The organism is Acinetobacter sp. FY731 (assembly GCF_059515905.1).
On sequence record NZ_JCAKNB010000001.1, the window covers coordinates 286,496 to 306,565 of the forward strand.

The following is a 20,070-nucleotide window of genomic DNA, read 5'->3' on the forward strand; positions in this document are numbered from 1 at the left end:
GATTTTTCCCTCTCCTTTCAGGAGATGAGCAGCACTGCTGCGCAAGGGAGAGGTGCTTTTAGAAGATCACAAAACTTGATGCTCCAATAACATCTCCAGCCCACTCTCTTTCACCATATACATCAAACGTTGCTTTTCAGCTTTCAACTGTTGCTTCACCGCTGATACATCCGCATCAATCTGCTTATACAACTGCTCAATATTCAATTGCCCTTTCGACTTTTGTACCGCAATTTTGGCTTTATTTGACCAAACCAATGAATCAATCAATTCCTGAATTTGCTTCTTTAACGACTGGCTTTGCACTTCTAAAGCCTGTTGGTAAAACTTCACTTGCTCTGTGCTTAAACCTTTATTTGAACCATTTTTACTTTGTTCTACTTCAAGTTGTAGTTTCAATAAAAAGAATAAATCTTCCTGTTCATAGGCTTCATTGGCACGTTGTAATAGCTCGGTTTTTCCCGCCTTTTTAGATTCATCAGGCTCACGGTCTGGGTGAATGATAGAAGCAATTTTTAGATACACGGTTTTTAACGATTGATTCACTAACTTTTCGGCTTGTGCTTGTTTATCTTGCTGACGTTTTAACTTGGCTTCTTCGCGTACTTGTTGGTATGGATCGCTATTCCAGTCTTCAAATTCATCGTCAGCTTGAACAGTTTCATGTTCAGATTCATCAAAAGTGTCTACAATTTTCTTCTTAGTTTTTTTCTTTTTATGTTCTACTGCCTGCATATAGTACGCATGCATTTTCTCGACTTCATCTATCTGCTTTTGAGTGAGTAAATGCGAGCCTTGTAGTAAGCGAGCTAAGTTTTGAACCTTATCTTCAATCGTTGCTGCATCTGTTTTACTAAAATGATAGAGATTTAAGCTATTCCATAAGGTCTGCATCTGTTCATACAACGTGTTGTATAAATCACGGTATGCAGGCATGAGTGCCTTTTGACTATATGCACGAATTTCATCTTTTGCATTTTGCCAAGCATTTAACAATAACTTTTGTTGTTCAATTTCATCAATCAAACAGTTTAGCTTTTTATGCTGTGGCGACACTTCAAGCACAGTTTGAGTAGCTGGTTTTAAAGCAAAAGACATAAGAATGCACAACATAAAATGTATATAAAATAATTATAATAAAACCGTTTCAATTCATGCTAATACTTGTATTATTTTTATATTAAAATTTACGATTTACACTTCAATTTGACCATTATTCACACTAGACTAGTCTAATAATAATACTTGGAATTTCTAAAATGCTGACACAGTCTGACTTAATTTTTAATCAAGAACTGGCCGCATGGGTTCAAGCTGTTGGATCGGTATTTGCCATTTTTGTAGCGATTAGTATTCCCCTTTATCTAAAACACCTAGAACAAAAGCAAAGTAAAACTCAGCAAAATCAACAAAAACAAAAATACTTTGTCACTTTATTACCAAGCTTGTATCGCATGCAACGCTATAGCGAAGAATTCAGCAAGCAAATTCAGCAACATCCTGAAAATAGTAAAAATATACTCCACACATTAGAAACAGAATATCTAGAACTAATTCCTGTGTTCTCTCAAGAACTGCATTTATTTGTTCATAGCCAAATTTATGATGCAAATCTCAATCAATTGGCTTTTGAACTTTTTCATTCAGAAGAAATTTTGGAACAACATTTATTGCTACCACAAGATCTAAAATTAGTCACTCATCAAGATCAGTTACTCAAAAATAGTCAGAACATTCAGCTCATCAGTTCAAAATTAATTCAATTTGTCGAAAATATTTATACCGATTAATTTTTACAATATTTGATTTTTCATTTTACAAATCAGTTAAATATTTTTCATTTTAACTATTGCATGTGTTATATATTTCATAGTACTAATAAAACAATAAATACATCACATAAAATTAAAATACGGTGAATTATGATCAACTACATCTTAAAAATAATTATTCCATTAATTATATACACACACTTTTTTTCCATTGCTATCGCAGGATCTTTAATCGGTGGTTCTAGTCAAATGACAACTTCAGGCGATGGTACTATTTGCACACTTAACACGGGGAGATCGACTACATCGACTACATCAAAAAATTATAATTGCATAATCGCTACCAACAATAATGCTTTTATTATCATGAATACTGCAGAATCAAATGGTTATCCAGATTCAACCAAATTAGATACAGCTATCAATAATGCGGCTAGCGATTCAATTGTTCTTGGCAAAAACTCACAAACATTAAATTCAAATGATGTTGCATTAGGTAATAATTCGAAAACCACTGCCGTAGTAGCAACAGCATCTTCGACAGTTGCAGGAAATACTTATAATCATGCTGGCAACAATCCAACGAGTGCTGTTGCTGTCGGTGAGTCGGGTAAAGAACGTATTATTCAATCTGTTGCAGCAGGTCAAGTTTCAGCAACATCTACAGATGCTGTTAATGGCTCTCAACTTTATGCAGCCTACGATGCAATTAACTCTATGTACCAAAGACAAATGGCTGGGTACGATTCGGAAATAAAACAAATTAATCAAAACATGAATGATCTAAAAGAAGGCGCATATGCTGGTATTGCTGGTGCACTTGCTGTTGGGAATCTACCACAACCTTCGTCACCTGGAAAAAATATGATTAGTGGTGGTATGGGGACATATAAAGGACATTCAGCGGCAGCATTTGGGTTTAGTTCAGTAAGTGAAAATGACAAAATAATCTGGAAAATAGGTGCATCTTTCGATAGTAACCGAAACTCAGGTGGAGCTGTATCAATGGGCTATCAATGGTAATCCAGCTAAATAAAACAGACAAAATTGACAGAATTAGTAAAAATAGTGAAGATTTTCTATACTTCCAAATAATTTATTAATACAAAAAAACGATAAGAATATTTATCTAATTCAAACTATGTTGTTCATTTAAAGTCAAAATCTACAAATTCGCACCTATTTTGACTGAATTTTAGCCCAAATATAATGGTTACAAAATGTAACAACCCCTCTGTAATGGTGTATTTGTACACAATTTTATGTATATTCAAACAATGATCTTTGAAAAATAATTGTCATGGAAGGCATATAAGTTAAGGGTTATTGCAAAAAAAATGATAACTTGATCACTATTTAGCCCCCAAAAATCCTTGAAATTATTTTTCTTGAGCAAAGTAGTGAATCTCGCATAAGATAAATACGGGTTACTTTTTGACAATATTAAATACATATTTAATACAAACTGTGTATTTAATAAAGCAAAACCAAAATAGCAATAATTATAGAAACGGAGTTTATACATGAAGTTCAAACACACTACCCTATCGGTTCTTTGTACAGGCGCATTAATGCTTGGTTTAAGCGCATGTAGCAATGACAAAGCTCCTGCATCAACAGAATCTGCTTCTTCAGATGCTACTGCTACTTCAGGCACATTAGAAAAAATTAAAAAATCAGGAACAGTTGTTCTTGGCTACCGTGACTCATCTATCCCATTCTCTTATATCGCAGACAACCCAACACAACCTGTTGGTTATGCACATGACTTACAATTAAAAGTTGTAGAAGCGCTTAAAAAAGATCTAAACATGCCAGATCTTAAAGTTCGCTATAACTTGGTAACAAGTCAAAACCGTATTCCATTGGTTTCAAATGGTACTGTTGACTTAGAATGTGGTTCGACTACAAACAATAAAGAACGCCAACAACAAGTTGACTTCTCTGTAGGTTTCTTCCAAGTAGGTTCACGCTTACTTACAGCTAAAGATTCAGGCATTAAAGATTTCTCAGATCTTAAAGGTAAAAAGCTTGTAACAACTGCAGGTACTACATCTGAACGCTATATCCGTCAACATGAAAAAGAATTAGGCATTGGCGAAATTATTTCTGCTAAAGACCATGCAGAATCATTCTTAATGCTTCAAAACGGTCGTGCTGCTGCATTCATGATGGATGATATCTTGCTTGCTGGTGAAAAATCTAAAGCAATTAATCCTGAAAAATGGGAAATTGTAGGTACTGCTCCAATTCAAGAAATTTATGGTTGTATGCTGCGTAAAGGCGATACAGGCTTCAAGAAAATTGTAGATGGTGCAATCACTGAAACTTACAAATCTGGCGAAATCAACGATATGTACAAAAAATGGTTCCAGTCAGCTGTTCCACCAAAAAATATCAACTTGAATTTCCAAATGTCTGATCAATTAAAATCATTGATTAGCAATCCACATGACCGAGACGAATAAGTTTTAAAATAATAAATGAATAAATACATCAGGCAAAAAGTAATTTTTGCCTGACTATTTGCGGAGTCATTATGAATTATAGTTGGAACTGGGGAGTTTTATTTCAGTCCACTGGCATTGGTAGTACAACCTACTTAGATTGGGTTCTTACAGGACTTGGTTGGTTAGTTGTAATTGCCATTGTTGCATGGTCTATTGCTATGGTGCTTGGTAGCATCCTAGGGATTATGCGTACTTTACCCAATAAAACTGCACGAAACATTGGTGCGGCGTATGTTACGCTTTTTCGTAACGTACCATTGTTAATACAATTATTTATTTGGTTCTATGTTGTGCCAAATTTTTTACCAGGTCCAATCCACACTTGGTGGGTCAGTGACTTAGGTGCAAATACTACTGCCCTTATTTCTGCAAGTATTGGTCTTGGTTTGTTTACGGCTGCTCGTGTATGTGAGCAAGTTCGTACAGGTATTGAAGCATTACCTCAAGGTCAGATTAATGCGGGTTATGCGATGGGCTTTAGCACATTCCAGTTGTACCGTTACGTTATTCTCCCTCAATCGTTTCGTACTATTTTACCGCCTTTAAGTTCTGAACTAACTAACTGCGTAAAAAATACTTCGGTTGCTTCTTTGGTGGGTGTATCTGAAATTATTTCTCAAATGAAAACAATCAGTGAATATACTCAAAATACCATCGAAATTTACACCTTCATCACCCTCATTTTCATTGTCGTTAACGTTTGCCTATTAAAAGGAATGTTAATACTTGAAAAACGCTTGCGTGTTCCAGGTTTAATTGCAGGAGATAAATAATGGAATGGCTCACTGCATTTTTAACTGACCTTCAATTATCAGCACCAGCGTTGTGGCATGGTTTTTCAATTACTTTAAAAGTTGTTGTTATTGCAACTGTGGGGGGTATCGCTATTGGTACAATCCTTGCGTTAATGCGACTATCTTCAAATAAAGTATTAAATTTCATTGCCCAAAGTTATGTAAATTTATTCCGTTCCATTCCTCTACTTTTAGTATTGATGTGGTTCTATTTTGCAGTACCGTTTTTCTATACTGCAATTACAGGAAATTATTTAGCAATCGATACTGCTTTGGTATCAAGTATTGTCGCATTCATGCTCTTTGAAGCTGCATATTTTTCTGAAATTGTTCGTGCAGGTATCCAATCTATCCCACGTGGACAAACAGCCGCAGCTCAAGCATTAGGAATGACTTATGGTCAATCTATGCGATTAATTATCCTCCCTCAAGCATTCCGTAAAATGACTCCTTTGCTATTACAGCAAACCATCATTTTATTCCAAGATTCAACGATGGTTTATGCCATTGGCTTGCTTGATTTCTTCCGTACAAACTATGTCCGTGGTGACCTTATGGCACTTCTTACGCAATACATTTTATTTGCGGGCTTGGTTTATTTCACTGTAAGTATGATCGCAACTTATGCCGTTAAAAAATTACAAAGGAGGTTAAGTGTATGACAGATAGTAAAGTAATGATTGACCTCCAAAATGTGAGCAAATGGTACAACAAAGACTTTCAGGTATTGTCTGATTGCACGACTCAAATTCACCAAGGTGAGGTTGTCGTTGTTTGTGGTCCATCTGGCTCAGGTAAATCGACACTCATTAAAACAGTAAATGGCTTAGAACCATTTCAACAAGGTCAAATTTTGGTCGATGGTGTTGCCATCAATGACCCTAAAACAGACTTAACTAAATTGCGTAGTCGCGTAGGCATGGTGTTCCAACACTTCGAGTTGTTCCCTCACCTTAGCATTACGGAAAACTTAACCATTGCTCAAATTAAAGTACTTGGTCGCTCTGAAGATGAAGCAAAGAAAAAGGGCTTAGCTTACTTAGACCGCGTTGGTTTAAGTGCACATGCCCATAAATTTCCTTCTCAACTTTCAGGTGGTCAACAACAGCGTGTTGCTATTGCACGTGCTTTAAGTATGGACCCTATTGCCATGTTGTTCGATGAACCAACGTCTGCTCTAGATCCTGAAATGATCAATGAAGTACTTGATGTAATGGTCGAGCTTGCTAAAGAAGGCATGACTATGATGTGTGTAACTCATGAAATGGGCTTTGCTCGTCAAGTTGCAAATCGTGTCATTTTCATGGATCAAGGAAAAATTGTAGAAGACTGTACAAAAGATGAGTTTTTCACCACAAAACGTAGTGATCGTGCTCAACAGTTCCTAGATAAAATTCTTCACTAATTGAATCTAAGCAAAAAAAAGCAGATCAAATGATCTGCTTTTTTTCACTCTTAAATTTATCTATTGCTTTATGTTTTTTAATTCACCTTTTTAAGTATTCTTTAAGGCTGTTTTTATTTAATACATCTTATTTATTTTCATTGATGTTATGAAAAATCTGAGACAATTTTCTTTATTACAAAGTGCTATTTTAATTACAAGCTTTTTCATTCTATGCCTTTATATACCTGTAGGTGGCACTTTAGATTTAACACTTATTTCACCGTGGATTGACTCAACGGGACAATTCCCTTTTAAAGATTCTTGGTCTTTAGCAACCCTCAATCATCGCTATGTTAAAAATATTATTATCTTAATCTACTGCTTCTACTTTTTTACGTGGATTACATCTTTCAAATTTCAAAAATTAAAGCCTCTACGCTATGAATATGCCTACTTCTTCTTTGCATCTATGTTATGTACTATTTTAATTGGCTTAATAAAAGCACATTCAGCACATGCCTGCCCTTGGGATATGACAACGCCCACAACCTCAGGTTTTACATGGTATTTTACGGCAACAGATGGTCATTGTTTTCCTGGTGGTCACGCATCAACAGGTTTTGCTTTAATGACAGGCTATTTTGTCTATTTAAAATCAAATACTAAACGTGCATATTTTTTTCTAATTTCAGGACTTATTCTTGGTTTTGCTATGGGGTGGGCTCAAATGATGCGTGGTGCACATTTCCTTAGCCACAACTTATGGACCGCTTGGATTACTTGGTTTATTAATTGTATAGTCTACATGTTCATTCAGTGCTATTACACGCTTAAACAAAAAAGTATGGCTTCAAATATATAGAGGAATGCTATTCACTCAAATCATGAGCTTATGTATATTTCTGTGACCTATACGCATATTTTAGTTAGAATACAATTTAATTGAATATACATAGAGCGAAATAGTGTCTGATATTTATGCTGATTTTTTGCAGGAAAATGCTTTAAAACAAGTAGAACCTGTCCAATCTTATAATATTAATAATCAAAAAGTTTGGTTAAAAAAAGCAGCTCAACGCCATTCAACTTGGATTTATCTCCCTTTACAATGGTTCTCTAAATTACTTGGTCTCAGTATGCTCGCACCTGTACCCAACAAAGGTGGAGAGGATGCAATCGCATGTGAAATAAACCGCATTCAAACTTTAAAAAAGCTAGGGGTAGCCGTACCTGATCTTCTTGCATCTCAAAACAATGCATTTTTATTAAAAGATGCTTCACCAAATGGCAAAGCAGTCATTCAGCTTGAAAGTGCTCTTTCCATTCAACCAACCACAGAGCAACGCTTAGCCTTATTTCATAAAGCAATTGATGCACTTGAAGATATCCACCTACAAAAAAGTTATTTAAGTGAAGCATTCGCACGAAATATTTTAGTAGACAGTGAACAAAACTTTTCTTTTATCGATTTTGAAACAGATCCTGGACAATATTTGAGCTTAGAGGACTGCCATACACGCGATTGGCTGTGCTTTATTTTTTCTACCTCTCATCGCTTTGAAGAGCATGAATTAGATCAAGCAGCGGAATTACTGGTAGATGCTTTAAGATTACATCCGCAAGCTTTCCAAGATATTTGTCGTGTTGGACGTAAACTGATATGGCTATTGGCAATAAAACCAGAAAAATTGGGCAACGATGGTAAACGTCTAAAAAAATGTATTTATCTACTAAAAATACTCAATAAAAAGCACTAATTTAAATAATTTACAAATATATGTTTAAATTTTAAAACGGGCAAAATACCCGTTTTTTTATCGCTTGATTGGTAATACAACCACAACTTTAAGCCCACCCAAAGTTTCACTTCTACAAAAATCTAAATGACCGCGCAAATGCTGAATGGCTTTATCAACAATAGATAAACCTAAACCACTTCCAATTTCAGCATGATTATGAATTCTGTAAAACCTTTTCTTTATATCATTGAATTTTGATGGATCAATCCCTGCTCCACTATCTTCAACAATAATGACAGCGTTATCTCCAGCTATTGAAACCGAGACATTAATAATGCCTTTTGGAGGGGTATATTTAATCGCATTATCAATTAAATTATAAACAATTGAATGTACCGCATGCTCTTGTGCAAAAATTTCAATTTTCTGTTGTTCATCCATGCCTAAATCAATTTCTTTTTGCAACGCAAACTGAATGAGTTGCTCAACACAACTAACAACAAGCTCATTTAGATCAAATAATCGTGATTCATCTACATTATAAACAGACGCATCTTGCCTTGCTAAACTCAACAACTGACTGACTAAATGCTGTACTCGAATAAGACCCTTACTTAAGTTTTTAATGGATGGATCATGAGGAAATTGTTGCAATAAAATTTCTGTCTGCAAATTTAACGCAGTAATAGGTGTTCTTAACTCATGTGCGGCATCGGCCGTAAACTGCTTTTGCTCTTGTTGTGATAATAAAATTCGCTCAAAAAGATGATTCATTTCTTGAATAGTGGGCGTAATTTCTACAGGATATTGAGTTGCTTGAATAGGCGTTAATTCATAAGCTCCCCGCTTAATTAATTCATCCTTAAAGTCATCTAAAGGTTTAAGATTTCTACGAATGAGCCAAATTAATCCCCATAAAGCAAAGGGTAAAAATAATACGTAAGGAATAAACATACTCAGCGCAAGCTCAAAAGCCAAACTTTGACGTACAGAATTTTGCTGACTCACCTGAATTTGAAGCTTATCCAATGGCAAAATATAAGTATGCCATTCATCTTGTTCCGTATTATGTGAATAAAACCCTTTTTCTTTAACAGGTCCTACCAATAAATTAAGCTTATCATTCACGTTGTCTTGTTGGTCATAAGCCCACACATCAACAAATAAATCTTCCTCATGATAATGCTTATGTACATCAAAATCGCTTCGTATTGGTTGAGGCTCATGATCTGCCACACGCTCAGCCAAATTTTGCATTTGGGCATCTATAATTTCATCAATTTCTTCAAGTGCAATTCGATAAGCAGAGTAAATTAACAAGCATCCGAGAACTACACTAAATACAGATACATAAACGATTAGGCGCTTTTTTAAAGAGTAATGACCTTGCATTTATGATTCCTAAAGTTGTCCCAATCTATAACCTAAACCACGAATTGTACGAATAAAATCCTTACCCAACTTATTACGCAAATGATGAATATAAACTTCTATAGTATTACTACTAATTTCCGTATCAAAATCATATAACTTATCTTCTAAATTACTTTTAGAAAAAATTTTATTCGGATGAGTCACCAAAGGTAAAAGAATCGCCCACTCACGATTTGAGAGTTCAAGATACTCTCCTTTAAACTTCACCAAATGCTGTTCAACATCTAAAACTAAATCGCCATATTTTAGAATATGACTATTTTCTAAAGTAGAATTTAAACTACCAGCTCGACGTAATAATGCAGAAATTCGAGCAAGTAACTCATCAAACTCATACGGTTTAATCAAATAATCATCTGCTCCTTGATTTAAACCCTCTACCCGATTATGTAGTTGATCTCTTGCAGAGATAATGAGCACAGGCAATTGAGCAAAGTTTTGTCGTATTTGTTTTAAAACCTGCATTCCATCCATCATTGGTAAACCCAGATCAAGCAAAACAATATCAAATTTGCGCTGTTGCAGATATTTTAATCCATCAATACCATTATTTACCCACTCCACTTCATGTTGATGATATCTCAATAAAGTTTGAGTGGATTCTGCAATCATAAAATCATCTTCAATGATGAGAATCTTGCTCATAATTTATGCTCTAGGTTTTGCATTACATTCATTAAACATATTTAGATTAGAGTTTAATACTTTTGTATTAATTCCAAGTAAAGATAACATTGTTGGGAATAAATTATCTTGACTAAATGGTTGATCTTTTTGCTGATTTAAACAATTCAACTCACCAAAAATTGATTTTTTCCATTGCGGTGAAAACCACATTAACATCGGAATATGTGTCTGTTGACTTGGTGCAATCGCATATGGAGCACCATGCAAATACAACCCTTTTTCACCTGTAGATTCACCATGATCAGATAAATACCAAAAACCAGTTTCATATTTATCATTTTGTTTAAGTGTATCAATTAATTCACTTAACACATGATCTGTATATAAAATTGTATTGTCATAAGAGTTAACTAAAGCCTCAGGCTTACACCCTTGAATCGCATTCGTTTCACACGTTGGTGTAAATTTTTTAAACTCATCTGTCGTACGTTTAAAATATGCTGGACCATGGCTTCCCATTTGATGTAACACGATCAAGCGTGGTGTTTTATCATCCGCAGGAATTTGAGCTATAAACTGATTCAAGCTATCAACTAATATTCCATCTAAACATTCACCAGAATCATCACACCATTTTTGTTTCAATTCTTTTGGAATTTCATATTGTTCAACCCGATCACACGCACCTTTACACCCCGAATTATTATCAATCCATGTCACTTTATATCCTGCGCGTTTAGCAATATCCAATAATCCTTCACGATGACTTGCCAATTCCTCATCATACGATTCTCTTGGCATACCAGAGAACATACAAGGCACCGAAACTGCTGTTGCTGTACCACATGAACTCACTTGACTAAAATTAACAATATCTTGTTTAGATAAATTTGGATTGGTATTTTTTGAATAACCATTAAGTGAAAAGCTTTCTGCACGTGCTGTTTCACCTACAACAAGAACCATCAATTTTGGTTGTTTGGTACCACCTACTTTTTCTGTCAAATGTGCATCTTCACCATAAGTCACCAATGGTAAATTCTTTTTAGGTGCCTTTTTATGAAAATATGATGTCGTTGATGCGATAGCATTCTGAGGTGAAATCATTCCTTTTAAGTCACGATTTTCACGGAATATAGATGCAAAGTCGATATAAAAACTAAATACTAATCCACCAACAACAGCCAAAGATGCAATGCTGTATATGAGCTTTTTTAGAAGTACTTTAAAGTTGGTCGCTTCTTTCTTTAATCGAATAAAACAGATCACAAAAATAGGGAAAACAATTACACCAATAACCCATGTTAAAAGGTGAAGTGACAATAAATCCCTCACTTCTTTTACATCGGTCTGCATCATGTTTTGGACTTGATCTGAAGTAATAATAACGCCCAGACTATTCACAAAATATGAACTAAATCCACCAATCACAATCAAAATAATTGCAAATATCTTGGCTGTCCATTTCCAAGAAAAAATTTGCATGATTAAGCTATAAAATGCAATCACAATACAAACTGTTGCAGCCATAAACAAAACTGCTTTAAAACCGCTATACGGCGTAAGCTCGCTGATTTTTTCATAAAAGCCAGTATTGAGAACAATACCTAGCCATAATGCAACCAATAAATTGAAAGTACCTAAGCTTATAGGTTTAATTTTATTTCTTAGCTGACATAATTTTGACTTTAAATTTTGCATAAAAATTCAATCACGGGGAAACCCAATGCCTTTAAAGTAAAAGTTGAAACTTAAAAAACACTTAAATTTGAAATATATTTATTCTTATTTAAGTCATTAATCGTATTTTTAAGTTTAAATTATTGATAAATATTATTTTTATAAAATTTACAATCACAGAATTAAATTATTAATCATATAATTTTTCTAATTTTGACCATTTTATAATAGGAATTATTGCAAATACTGCAATACCACATATTATACATAGATATAACTTATAACCTAATTCATCCCCCAATAAACCACTCAAACTATATAGAGCGCCACTGACAGTTGCCATAATAGCAACTTGGAAGGTGAAGTCAGTCCCTGCAAACTCTTTACGACTATATTGCATAATCAGCGTCAGCATCACCACTAAAAGCATGGAAGACGCCATATCTTCTATCGCATTCACACTATAAATTACCCATGGAGGAATATTTATATTTGCTTCAAATAAGTGCGCTAACCATACGTATGCCAATAAACTAAATACCTTTAAAACCGAAAAGCCCAGTAATGCCTGCACCCTAGAAATATACTTTAAACATAGTCCTGCTAATCCTGCACCCATCAACGCAGCGCAAGCACCTAGCATCGTGACATAAATACCAATTTGTGAAAAACTTAAACCGATATCAACCATTAATGGTTTTAATAATGGTCCTGACAGTCCATCTGCAATTTTAAAAGTAATTAAAACAATCAGCCATGACATCAACACTGGCGTTTTTGTAAAATATGATAAATATACTTTTATATTGCCCCATTCAAATTTGGTTTTATTATTTTGAGTTAACTTATCTAAATGCTTTGATTCTTTGGTGAATAAAATAGGGAGCGTATTTAAAGCCACTAAACCCGCCAAAACCCAAAATGTCATTTGCCAATTCAGCCAATCCAAAGCCCACAAAATAGTCCCACCACCGACAATAAAGCCCAATCTAGAACCCACAACTTGAAATGTATTCCCCCAATGTTGCTGTTCATTTTTTAAAACATTGACTGCCAAGCCATCGGTTGCGATATCTTGTGTTGCTCCAATTAAATTCATACTGAGCAAAACAACAAAAAATGCCAATAAATATGTAGGCTGATTTAAAGACTCTATTGGAATAAATGAAAGTGCAATGAGTACAAAAACAGTAAGTAGCTGTGTTGGAATAATCCACGTTTTGTAATGCCCAAATTTTTGATATCCAAATTTATCGACCAAAGGTGCCCAAAATATTTTAATTGACCATGGCAACATCAATAATCCAAAACCACCAATATGAGCGAGTGACACACCTTGTGCTCTTAAAATAACAGGTAAAGCATGTGTCATAAAACCTACAGGTAAGCCTTGTGCCCAATATAATGAAAACAAAATAAGATAAACATTACGTAAATTAGACATAAACTTCCTAAGTAAATGATATTTTTGTACTTATATCCGTATGACATATATTATTTTGCCAATGATCATCCTGATATTAAAGCTTAATATTTTTTATTAACATTCATTTTCTATTCTAGACAAAAATAATATGAAAAAATTTCCAACTTTACCGCCTTTAGTGCCACACAGAAATTCAAGCACTTATACACAGAGTTTCTTTAAAAAAGTCTTTCTTGCTCAAGGCTGGGAAATGCATGGTGAGTTTCCAAACTTAGCCAAAGCTGTTGCAATCATCTCTCCTCATACATCGAATGTTGATGCATGGCATGGTTTTTTAGCTTTATTAGGATTAAATATAAAAATTACAATTTTCGGGAAAAATACACTTTTTAAAACACCCCTCAAGCCAATTTTAAAATGGATTGGGGTTATTCCCGTTGTACGAAACTCTCCTCAGGGACAAACGCAACAAATTGCCGATATTATTGCAGCTAAAGAGCAAATATGGATCGGCATGGCGCCTGAAGGGACTCGTAAAGAAGCTGAAAAAATTCGGAGTGGTTTTTATCATATTGCTCATGCAGCGCAAATTCCAATTGTTATGTTTGCATTTGATTATCAAAATAAAATAATTAAAATTTTAGGCACATTTGAAACAACAGGCGAATATGAAAAAGACTTAGAAAGCATATTAAACGCTTACGAAGGTAATTTTTCACCTAAACATGAAAAATGGTTAGCAAAGCCGTTACAAAAGCATTGGAAAAAAGACTAGCAAAATAGTCTACTTTTTGGTGATATGTGCTCATTATTTGTTTAATTTATTTTATATTCAATTTATGAAGTTATTACATCTCCCTCTCCTTGCTGTACTTGGCTTAAGCCTATTAGGTTGTGATAAAGCAACAAAAACACCAACTCAAACCACAGCAATCAAAGCTCGTGAACCCGTTATTGCACTTGCGCTTGGCGGTGGTGGTGCAAAAGGCTTTGCTCATATTGGTGTCATAAAAGTACTTGAATCTCATGGTATTAAAGCCAAAATTGTAACGGGTACCAGTGCAGGTAGCTTTGTTGGTAGCTTATATGCAAGTGGAAAATCTCCATATCAATTACAGCAAATCGCATTAAACTTCAAAGAATCTGATATTCGTGACTTAACACTGAATCGACAAGGCATTTTATTAGGTCAAAAGCTGCAAGACTATGTCAATAAAAATGTTGCCAACAAACCTATGCAACAATTTCCAATTCGCTTTGCTGCCGTGGCTACACGTTTAGATAATGGTAAAAAAGTTGAGTTTATTAAAGGTAATACAGGGCAAGCTGTTCGCGCATCTTGCAGTATTCCAAACGTATTTGTACCTGCCACTATTGCAGGCGTAAAGTATGTTGATGGTGGATTGGTTAGCCCGATCCCTGTAAAAACAGCTCGCGATATGGGTGCCGATATTATTATTGCAGTCGATATTTCTGCACGCCCTGAAGGGGGTAAAGCCACAAGTATGTTTGGTTTACTTGATCAAACCATCAATATTATGGGGCAACAAAGTATTAATGAAGAACTCAAACAAGCCAACATTGTTATTCAACCCAAAGTTGGACATATAGGTACACTCGACCTAAAAGCAAGTCATGAAACCATTTTGGCTGGAGAGAAAGCGACTCAATTTAAAATTCATGCAATTAATAAAGCCATTGCAGATTTTAAAAAGTCACCTGCTGCATTAAAACCTGCACCTAAAGCGAAATTTTAAAATCAAGAAATTTGTTATATCCACATAGATTTTCATCTGTTAAATTGATATAGATGATTTTTCATCTATATCAAACATTTCCTTATTCATTACTAATACAAAGAGAAAATGTATGGAATTTATCTTGGAACCGTGGCATTGGTTCGTATTAGGTGTAGCTTTAATTCTCTCTGAATTATTGCTTCCAGCATTTGCTGCACTTTGGTTTGGCATTGGTGCAGTTTTAGTTGGTATCTTGCTTTGGCTATTTCCATCTATGGGGCAAGTTGCTCAACTAATTACATGGATTATCCTTTCTGTTCTTGCAACCGTGTTTTGGTTTAAATACATCAAACCTCTTTCTACAGATAAAACTAAAGCTGGGTTATCTCGTGAAGCCACCATTGGTCAAGTTGGAATGGTTATTCAGACTAATTTAGAGCATGACCAAATTAAAGTCCGATTCCCTATGCCTATTTTAGGTGCAGATGAGTGGAATTGCCGCACTCAATCTTATGTACAAGTGGGTGACCGTGTTCGTGTGATCGATATTTTGGGTAACGATTTAGTTGTTCAAGCACACACTAGCAATTATGAAAATGAAAAAGTGAGTAAATAAAATGGCAGCTGGTTCTATTATTGTTTTAGCATTTTTAGCCTTTGTTGCAGTAACAATTTTTAAAGGTGTTCGCATTGTTCCGCAAGGTTATAAATGGATTGTACAGCGTTTAGGTAAATACCACACAACACTTGGTCCTGGTCTAAACTTTGTTATTCCTTATATTGATGAAGTTGCATATAAAGTAACAACAAAAGACATCGTACTTGATATTCCATCACAAGAAGTGATTACACGTGATAATGCTGTTTTATTAATGAATGCCGTAGCATATATCAACTTAACCACACCTGAAAAAGCGGTTTATGGTATTGAAAACTACACATGGGCAATTCAAAACATGGTTCAAACGTCACTACGTTCAATTGTAGGTGAAATGGACTTAGATGATGCCCTATCTTCACGTGATCATATTAAAGCGAAACTAAAAGCTGCTATTTCAGATGATATTGCAGACTGGGGTATTACGCTTAAAACTGTAGAAATTCAAGATATTAAACCATCTCATACTATGCAATCTGCCATGGAAGAACAAGCGGCTGCAGAACGTCAGCGTCGTGCAACAGTAACCAAAGCAGACGGTGAAAAACAAGCAGCAATTCTTGAAGCAGATGGTCGTTTAGAAGCATCTCGTCGTGATGCAGAAGCTCAAGTTGTATTAGCAGAATCATCACAACGTGCAATTGAAATGGTGTCTTCAGCTGTGGGTGATAAAGAAATTCCTGTTGCTTACCTTTTAGGTGAACAATATGTGAAAGCAATGCAAGACATGGCGAAGTCAAACAATGCTAAAACTGTTGTTCTTCCTGCCGATGTATTAAATACGATTCGTGGAATTATGGGTCGTAGTAACTAAATTCAAAGATTTTTCACACAATATGGGTAGCAAATTTGCTACCCATATTTTTTTTACTTACGATAAAGCAGCAATTATTAATAAATTACGTATAAAATAACACTTTATTTTTTGTTTTATATATGACTAAGAAGCAAGTTTTAAGTGAACTTAACTAAAAGCCTTACAAAATTCATCTTAAAGCAATGTTTCAATTCATCCTGACATGGACATAGTTATGAATTTAAATCCCACAGTTATTACCTTCTTATTTTACATTGTCGCCATGGTTTTCATTGGCTTAATGGCATACCGCGCAACAAGCAACTTCTCTGACTATATTCTTGGTGGTAGACGTTTAGGTAGTTTTGTTACCGCGCTTTCAGCAGGTGCATCTGACATGAGTGGCTGGCTACTTATGGGTTTACCAGGTGCTATTTACCTTTCAGGTCTTTCAGAAGCTTGGATTGCTATTGGTCTAATTATTGGTGCTTGGATCAACTGGTACTTAGTTGCAGGACGCTTACGCGTACATACCGAAGTACAATATAACGCTTTAACGTTGCCAGATTACTTTGCCAACCGTTTTAATGACAATAAGAAAATTTTACGTATTGCATCAGCAATCATCATTCTTATTTTCTTTGCTATTTATTGTGCTTCTGGCATGGTAGCAGGTGCTCGCTTATTCGAAAGCATGTTTGACATGTCTTATAGTACAGCTTTATGGATCAGTGCAATTGCAACCATTAGTTATGTATTTATTGGAGGCTTCTTAGCAGTAAGCTGGACTGATACGATTCAAGCAGGCTTAATGATTTTTGCACTATTACTTACTCCAATTGTTGCATTATTAACATTCTCCGACCTTTCTCAAGTGACTTTAGCGCTTGAAGCTGCGCGCCCACAAGCAATGAACATTATGGGTGATTTAAGCTTTGTCGCTATTATTTCATTACTTGCTTGGGGTTTAGGCTACTTCGGTCAACCACATATTCTTGTCCGCTTTATGGCAGCTGACTCTGTAAAATCTATTCCAAATGCACGTCGTATTGGTATGACATGGATGATTTTATGTTTAGGTGGTGCAGTTGCTGCAGGTTTCATTGGTATTGCTTACTTCCAACAAAACCCTGAATTGGCAGCAGTTGTAAATGCAAACCCTGAAACTGTATTCATGGAATTAACAAAAATTTTATTTAATCCATGGATTGCAGGTGTTGTGTTAGCTGCAATTTTAGCAGCTGTTATGAGTACTTTAAGTTGCCAATTACTTGTATGTTCAAGTACCTTAACCGAAGACTTCTACAAAACCTTTATTCGTAAAACGGCATCTCAAAAAGAATTAGTTTGGGTGGGCCGTTTAATGGTTCTACTTATTGCTATTCTTGCAATTTGGTTAGCAGGTAACCCTGAATCTAAAGTACTTGGTTTAGTTGCTTATGCTTGGGCTGGTTTTGGTGCTGCATTTGGTCCACTCATTATTTTATCGTTGTTCTGGAAACGCATGACTTTAAATGGTGCTTTAGTTGGTATGGTATCAGGTGCTGCTATTGTTATTATCTGGAAAAACTTCTTCGGAGACACGGGTCTTTACGAAATTATTCCAGGCTTTATCTTCTCATTCATTGCCATTATTGTCGTGAGTTTATTAGATAAAGAACCTAGCCAAGATATTACAGATCGCTTCAATGAAGCTGATCAGTTATATACTGATGCAATGAAATAATTCAGCATCCATTATTCAGACATAAAAAAGCCAGTTTTAAAACTGGCTTTTTTATACTCTATTCAAATGCACTCTATCACATGCCTCAATAGGTAAACGCTTAAATTTAAACTATTCAGATTTATGTTCTATCATACCTTTTAAATAATTTTTTCTGGCTTTCTTAAAGCGTCTTGCAGGCCATGTCATAATAAACCTTGCACCACCTAGTGATGGGCTTGAATCTACCTTAACCTCTCCACCAAACCAATATGCAATACGGCTGACAATTGAAAGTCCCAAACCATATCCACCCGATGCACGTGTACGGCTGTCATCTAAACGCGAAAATGCTTCGAAAACTCGTGCTCGATCTTGCTCAGCAATACCCGCACCATCATCTTCAACACAAATATACGCCTTACCATCACTATTAATACCACCGCTTAGCACAACCTTATCGTCACAATAACGAACAGCATTGCCCACTAAATTTTGTACTACACGATGTAAATAGCGATGCTCTGCATCTACCACTAAAGACTCAGCTGGTGCTTGTAACACAATTTCTTTTTTCGTTTTTAATGCTTCTGTTTCTGTCACCACTTGCTCTAAAACTTCAAGCAGAACAATCTTTTCAAAATCAAATGATGGTGTACCCTGCTCCAATTTGGCATAGGTCATAATTTCATCAATAAGATTATTGAGTGCTTCAATGTCTTTATCAATCATGTCTACTTGTTGCAGACGACTATTATAATCATCATCTTCTGCAAGCATTTCTAGACCAAAACGAATTCGAGCAACGGGCGTTCTTAACTCATGTGATACAGCACGCATCAATTCACGTTGTGATTCAATTAAGCGCTGAATATGATCTGACATATTGTTATAGCTAGAAGCCAAACTTGCCATTTCATCTGAACCTTCCACAGGAAGTCGAATACTCATATCCCCTGCTTTCATTCCATTTAAAGCCTGATTTACCTGTCTCACTTTACGCTGCATAGGTATAAGTAAGCCATAAACACCCAGACTTAAAACAAACAAACTTAGCAAGGTAATACCAGCCGCCAATTGGAATGGCATCCAGTTAAACAGCGGAATAGGTCCTAAAACTAAAACTTGTGAATGCGAGTTAGTCATAGGCGATACAATTGAAACATTGGTACCACGCGTACTCGCATTATCACGATACAGCACAATACTATGATCTAAACGTAAACGCCCAATCTGTTCAGAATCTAGAGGCAAGTTTTGAATATTTTCAATACTTACAGGATATGAAAATCTAGTTTGAAGCTTTTGTAGATATTCTTTTTCTTGTCCAGGGTAATACACAAGATAATCCATAATGAAAACAGGTAAAGCTTTCATTTGGCGCTCATTAAAACTATCTATACGGATATAAATATAATGATTTGGATTATCTTTAACACCTAATATGACATAAGTAACAGCATTACTCGCATCATAACGGACAACTGCTTTTTGCTCATCTATTCGCTTTTTCTCTGTTCGAGTTAAGCTAATTTTATCTGCATCTACAAAATATATCGGTAGTTGCAATAAATCAGATGCATCAGAAATCCAGTCTAACTTTTGTTGCTGATTAGCCTGTCGATCAATACCTTCGGTAATAATGTAAGAAAGACCATCAGTTAAAGACTCTCTATATTCTTGCGCACGTTGATAGTTAATGATCTGCACCAATAGGTAACCAAAGAGTGCGACCAAAACTACCAATATGACTAAACCGCCATATATGCGCAAAAATATACGGTGTTTAAACACGAGAGCGTC

19 protein-coding genes are annotated in these 20,070 nt (G+C 35.3%); 13 read left to right on the forward strand and 6 right to left on the reverse strand.

Annotation, left to right across the window (positions count from 1 at the left end):
* Window positions 1-66: 66 nt before the first annotated feature.
* The gene (locus tag AC5YC8_RS01475; RefSeq protein WP_496163303.1) at window positions 67-1,098 is read right to left on the reverse strand and encodes a molecular chaperone DnaJ; all 1,032 of its coding nucleotides are present in this window, start codon (window positions 1,096-1,098) and stop codon (window positions 67-69) included.
* A gap of 161 nt (window positions 1,099-1,259) precedes the next feature.
* Between AC5YC8_RS01475 and AC5YC8_RS01480 the strand changes: the two genes are divergently transcribed.
* From AC5YC8_RS01480 to AC5YC8_RS01515, 8 genes are all read left to right on the forward strand, one after another.
* Window positions 1,260-1,790, forward strand: a complete 531-nt coding sequence (locus AC5YC8_RS01480) for a hypothetical protein (protein ID WP_496117423.1) — start codon at window positions 1,260-1,262, stop codon at window positions 1,788-1,790.
* Window positions 1,791-2,138: 348 nt separating this feature from the next.
* Window positions 2,139-2,795 (forward strand): YadA family autotransporter adhesin, encoded by a 657-nt coding sequence (locus AC5YC8_RS01485; protein WP_496163304.1) that lies wholly within the window; start codon window positions 2,139-2,141, stop codon window positions 2,793-2,795.
* Between the two features lie 500 nt (window positions 2,796-3,295).
* Window positions 3,296-4,240, forward strand: a complete 945-nt coding sequence (locus AC5YC8_RS01490) for a transporter substrate-binding domain-containing protein (protein WP_496117420.1) — start codon at window positions 3,296-3,298, stop codon at window positions 4,238-4,240.
* Between the two features lie 71 nt (window positions 4,241-4,311).
* Entirely contained in the window at window positions 4,312-5,055 is a 744-nt protein-coding gene (locus AC5YC8_RS01495) for an amino acid ABC transporter permease (protein ID WP_496117418.1), read from the forward strand.
* Window positions 5,055-5,738, forward strand: a complete 684-nt coding sequence (locus tag AC5YC8_RS01500; protein WP_496117416.1) for an ABC transporter permease subunit — start codon at window positions 5,055-5,057, stop codon at window positions 5,736-5,738. The genes AC5YC8_RS01495 and AC5YC8_RS01500 overlap by 1 nt, the downstream gene beginning before the upstream one ends.
* 14 nt (window positions 5,739-5,752) lie before the next feature.
* Window positions 5,753-6,481, forward strand: coding sequence for an amino acid ABC transporter ATP-binding protein (locus tag AC5YC8_RS01505; RefSeq protein WP_496117603.1), 729 nt, complete (start codon window positions 5,753-5,755; stop codon window positions 6,479-6,481).
* Between the two features lie 148 nt (window positions 6,482-6,629).
* Window positions 6,630-7,325, forward strand: coding sequence for a phosphatase PAP2 family protein (locus AC5YC8_RS01510; protein ID WP_496163305.1), 696 nt, complete (start codon window positions 6,630-6,632; stop codon window positions 7,323-7,325).
* A 103-nt stretch (window positions 7,326-7,428) separates the two neighbouring features.
* Window positions 7,429-8,220 (forward strand): serine/threonine protein kinase, encoded by a 792-nt coding sequence (locus tag AC5YC8_RS01515; protein WP_496117413.1) that lies wholly within the window; start codon window positions 7,429-7,431, stop codon window positions 8,218-8,220.
* A 57-nt stretch (window positions 8,221-8,277) separates the two neighbouring features.
* Here AC5YC8_RS01515 and AC5YC8_RS01520 read toward each other — a convergent pair whose 3' ends face one another.
* From AC5YC8_RS01520 to AC5YC8_RS01535, 4 genes are all read right to left on the reverse strand, one after another.
* Window positions 8,278-9,594, reverse strand: coding sequence for an ATP-binding protein (locus AC5YC8_RS01520; protein WP_496163306.1), 1,317 nt, complete (start codon window positions 9,592-9,594; stop codon window positions 8,278-8,280).
* Between the two features lie 9 nt (window positions 9,595-9,603).
* Window positions 9,604-10,281: a response regulator transcription factor gene (locus AC5YC8_RS01525; protein ID WP_496163307.1), complete on the reverse strand. Its 678-nt coding sequence runs from the start codon at window positions 10,279-10,281 to the stop codon at window positions 9,604-9,606.
* A gap of 3 nt (window positions 10,282-10,284) precedes the next feature.
* On the reverse strand, window positions 10,285-11,964 hold the full coding sequence (locus AC5YC8_RS01530) for a phosphoethanolamine transferase (RefSeq protein ID WP_496163308.1): 1,680 nt from the start codon (window positions 11,962-11,964) through the stop codon (window positions 10,285-10,287).
* A gap of 169 nt (window positions 11,965-12,133) precedes the next feature.
* Complete coding sequence (locus AC5YC8_RS01535) at window positions 12,134-13,387, reverse strand: MFS transporter (RefSeq protein WP_496163309.1); 1,254 nt, start codon at window positions 13,385-13,387, stop codon at window positions 12,134-12,136.
* Window positions 13,388-13,517: 130 nt separating this feature from the next.
* Here AC5YC8_RS01535 and AC5YC8_RS01540 point away from each other — a divergent pair, with 130 nt between their 5' ends.
* From AC5YC8_RS01540 to putP, 5 genes are all read left to right on the forward strand, one after another.
* Complete coding sequence (locus tag AC5YC8_RS01540; protein ID WP_496163310.1) at window positions 13,518-14,144, forward strand: 1-acyl-sn-glycerol-3-phosphate acyltransferase; 627 nt, start codon at window positions 13,518-13,520, stop codon at window positions 14,142-14,144.
* Between the two features lie 64 nt (window positions 14,145-14,208).
* Complete coding sequence (locus AC5YC8_RS01545; protein WP_496163311.1) at window positions 14,209-15,126, forward strand: patatin-like phospholipase family protein; 918 nt, start codon at window positions 14,209-14,211, stop codon at window positions 15,124-15,126.
* Between the two features lie 112 nt (window positions 15,127-15,238).
* Entirely contained in the window at window positions 15,239-15,724 is a 486-nt protein-coding gene (locus tag AC5YC8_RS01550; RefSeq protein WP_496163312.1) for an NfeD family protein, read from the forward strand.
* 1 nt (window position 15,725) lies between these two features.
* On the forward strand, window positions 15,726-16,580 hold the full coding sequence (locus AC5YC8_RS01555) for an SPFH domain-containing protein (protein WP_496117399.1): 855 nt from the start codon (window positions 15,726-15,728) through the stop codon (window positions 16,578-16,580).
* 217 nt (window positions 16,581-16,797) lie between these two features.
* Window positions 16,798-18,288, forward strand: coding sequence for a sodium/proline symporter PutP (gene putP / locus AC5YC8_RS01560; RefSeq protein ID WP_496117397.1), 1,491 nt, complete (start codon window positions 16,798-16,800; stop codon window positions 18,286-18,288).
* Window positions 18,289-18,399: 111 nt separating this feature from the next.
* On the opposite strand, the gene bfmS is transcribed toward putP, so the two are convergent.
* On the reverse strand, window positions 18,400-20,061 hold the full coding sequence (gene bfmS, locus AC5YC8_RS01565; RefSeq protein WP_496163313.1) for a sensor histidine kinase BfmS: 1,662 nt from the start codon (window positions 20,059-20,061) through the stop codon (window positions 18,400-18,402).
* Window positions 20,062-20,070 lie beyond the last annotated feature (9 nt).

Bases quoted from the DNA above. Each gene is read 5' to 3' on its own strand.
- AC5YC8_RS01475 (WP_496163303.1), bottom strand. From the start codon at position 1,098: ATGTCTTTTGCTTTAAAACCAGCTACTCAAACTGTGCTTGAAGTGTCG.
- AC5YC8_RS01480 (WP_496117423.1), top strand. From the start codon at position 1,260: ATGCTGACACAGTCTGACTTAATTTTTAATCAAGAACTGGCCGCATGG.
- AC5YC8_RS01485 (WP_496163304.1), top strand. From the start codon at position 2,139: ATGAATACTGCAGAATCAAATGGTTATCCAGATTCAACCAAATTAGAT.
- AC5YC8_RS01490 (WP_496117420.1), top strand. From the start codon at position 3,296: ATGAAGTTCAAACACACTACCCTATCGGTTCTTTGTACAGGCGCATTA.
- AC5YC8_RS01495 (WP_496117418.1), top strand. From the start codon at position 4,312: ATGAATTATAGTTGGAACTGGGGAGTTTTATTTCAGTCCACTGGCATT.
- AC5YC8_RS01500 (WP_496117416.1), top strand. From the start codon at position 5,055: ATGGAATGGCTCACTGCATTTTTAACTGACCTTCAATTATCAGCACCA.
- AC5YC8_RS01505 (WP_496117603.1), top strand. From the start codon at position 5,753: ATGATTGACCTCCAAAATGTGAGCAAATGGTACAACAAAGACTTTCAG.
- AC5YC8_RS01510 (WP_496163305.1), top strand. From the start codon at position 6,630: ATGAAAAATCTGAGACAATTTTCTTTATTACAAAGTGCTATTTTAATT.
- AC5YC8_RS01520 (WP_496163306.1), bottom strand. From the start codon at position 9,594: ATGCAAGGTCATTACTCTTTAAAAAAGCGCCTAATCGTTTATGTATCT.
- AC5YC8_RS01525 (WP_496163307.1), bottom strand. From the start codon at position 10,281: ATGAGCAAGATTCTCATCATTGAAGATGATTTTATGATTGCAGAATCC.
- AC5YC8_RS01530 (WP_496163308.1), bottom strand. From the start codon at position 11,964: ATGCAAAATTTAAAGTCAAAATTATGTCAGCTAAGAAATAAAATTAAA.
- AC5YC8_RS01535 (WP_496163309.1), bottom strand. From the start codon at position 13,387: ATGTCTAATTTACGTAATGTTTATCTTATTTTGTTTTCATTATATTGG.
- AC5YC8_RS01540 (WP_496163310.1), top strand. From the start codon at position 13,518: ATGAAAAAATTTCCAACTTTACCGCCTTTAGTGCCACACAGAAATTCA.
- AC5YC8_RS01545 (WP_496163311.1), top strand. From the start codon at position 14,209: ATGAAGTTATTACATCTCCCTCTCCTTGCTGTACTTGGCTTAAGCCTA.
- AC5YC8_RS01550 (WP_496163312.1), top strand. From the start codon at position 15,239: ATGGAATTTATCTTGGAACCGTGGCATTGGTTCGTATTAGGTGTAGCT.
- AC5YC8_RS01555 (WP_496117399.1), top strand. From the start codon at position 15,726: ATGGCAGCTGGTTCTATTATTGTTTTAGCATTTTTAGCCTTTGTTGCA.
- putP (WP_496117397.1), top strand. From the start codon at position 16,798: ATGAATTTAAATCCCACAGTTATTACCTTCTTATTTTACATTGTCGCC.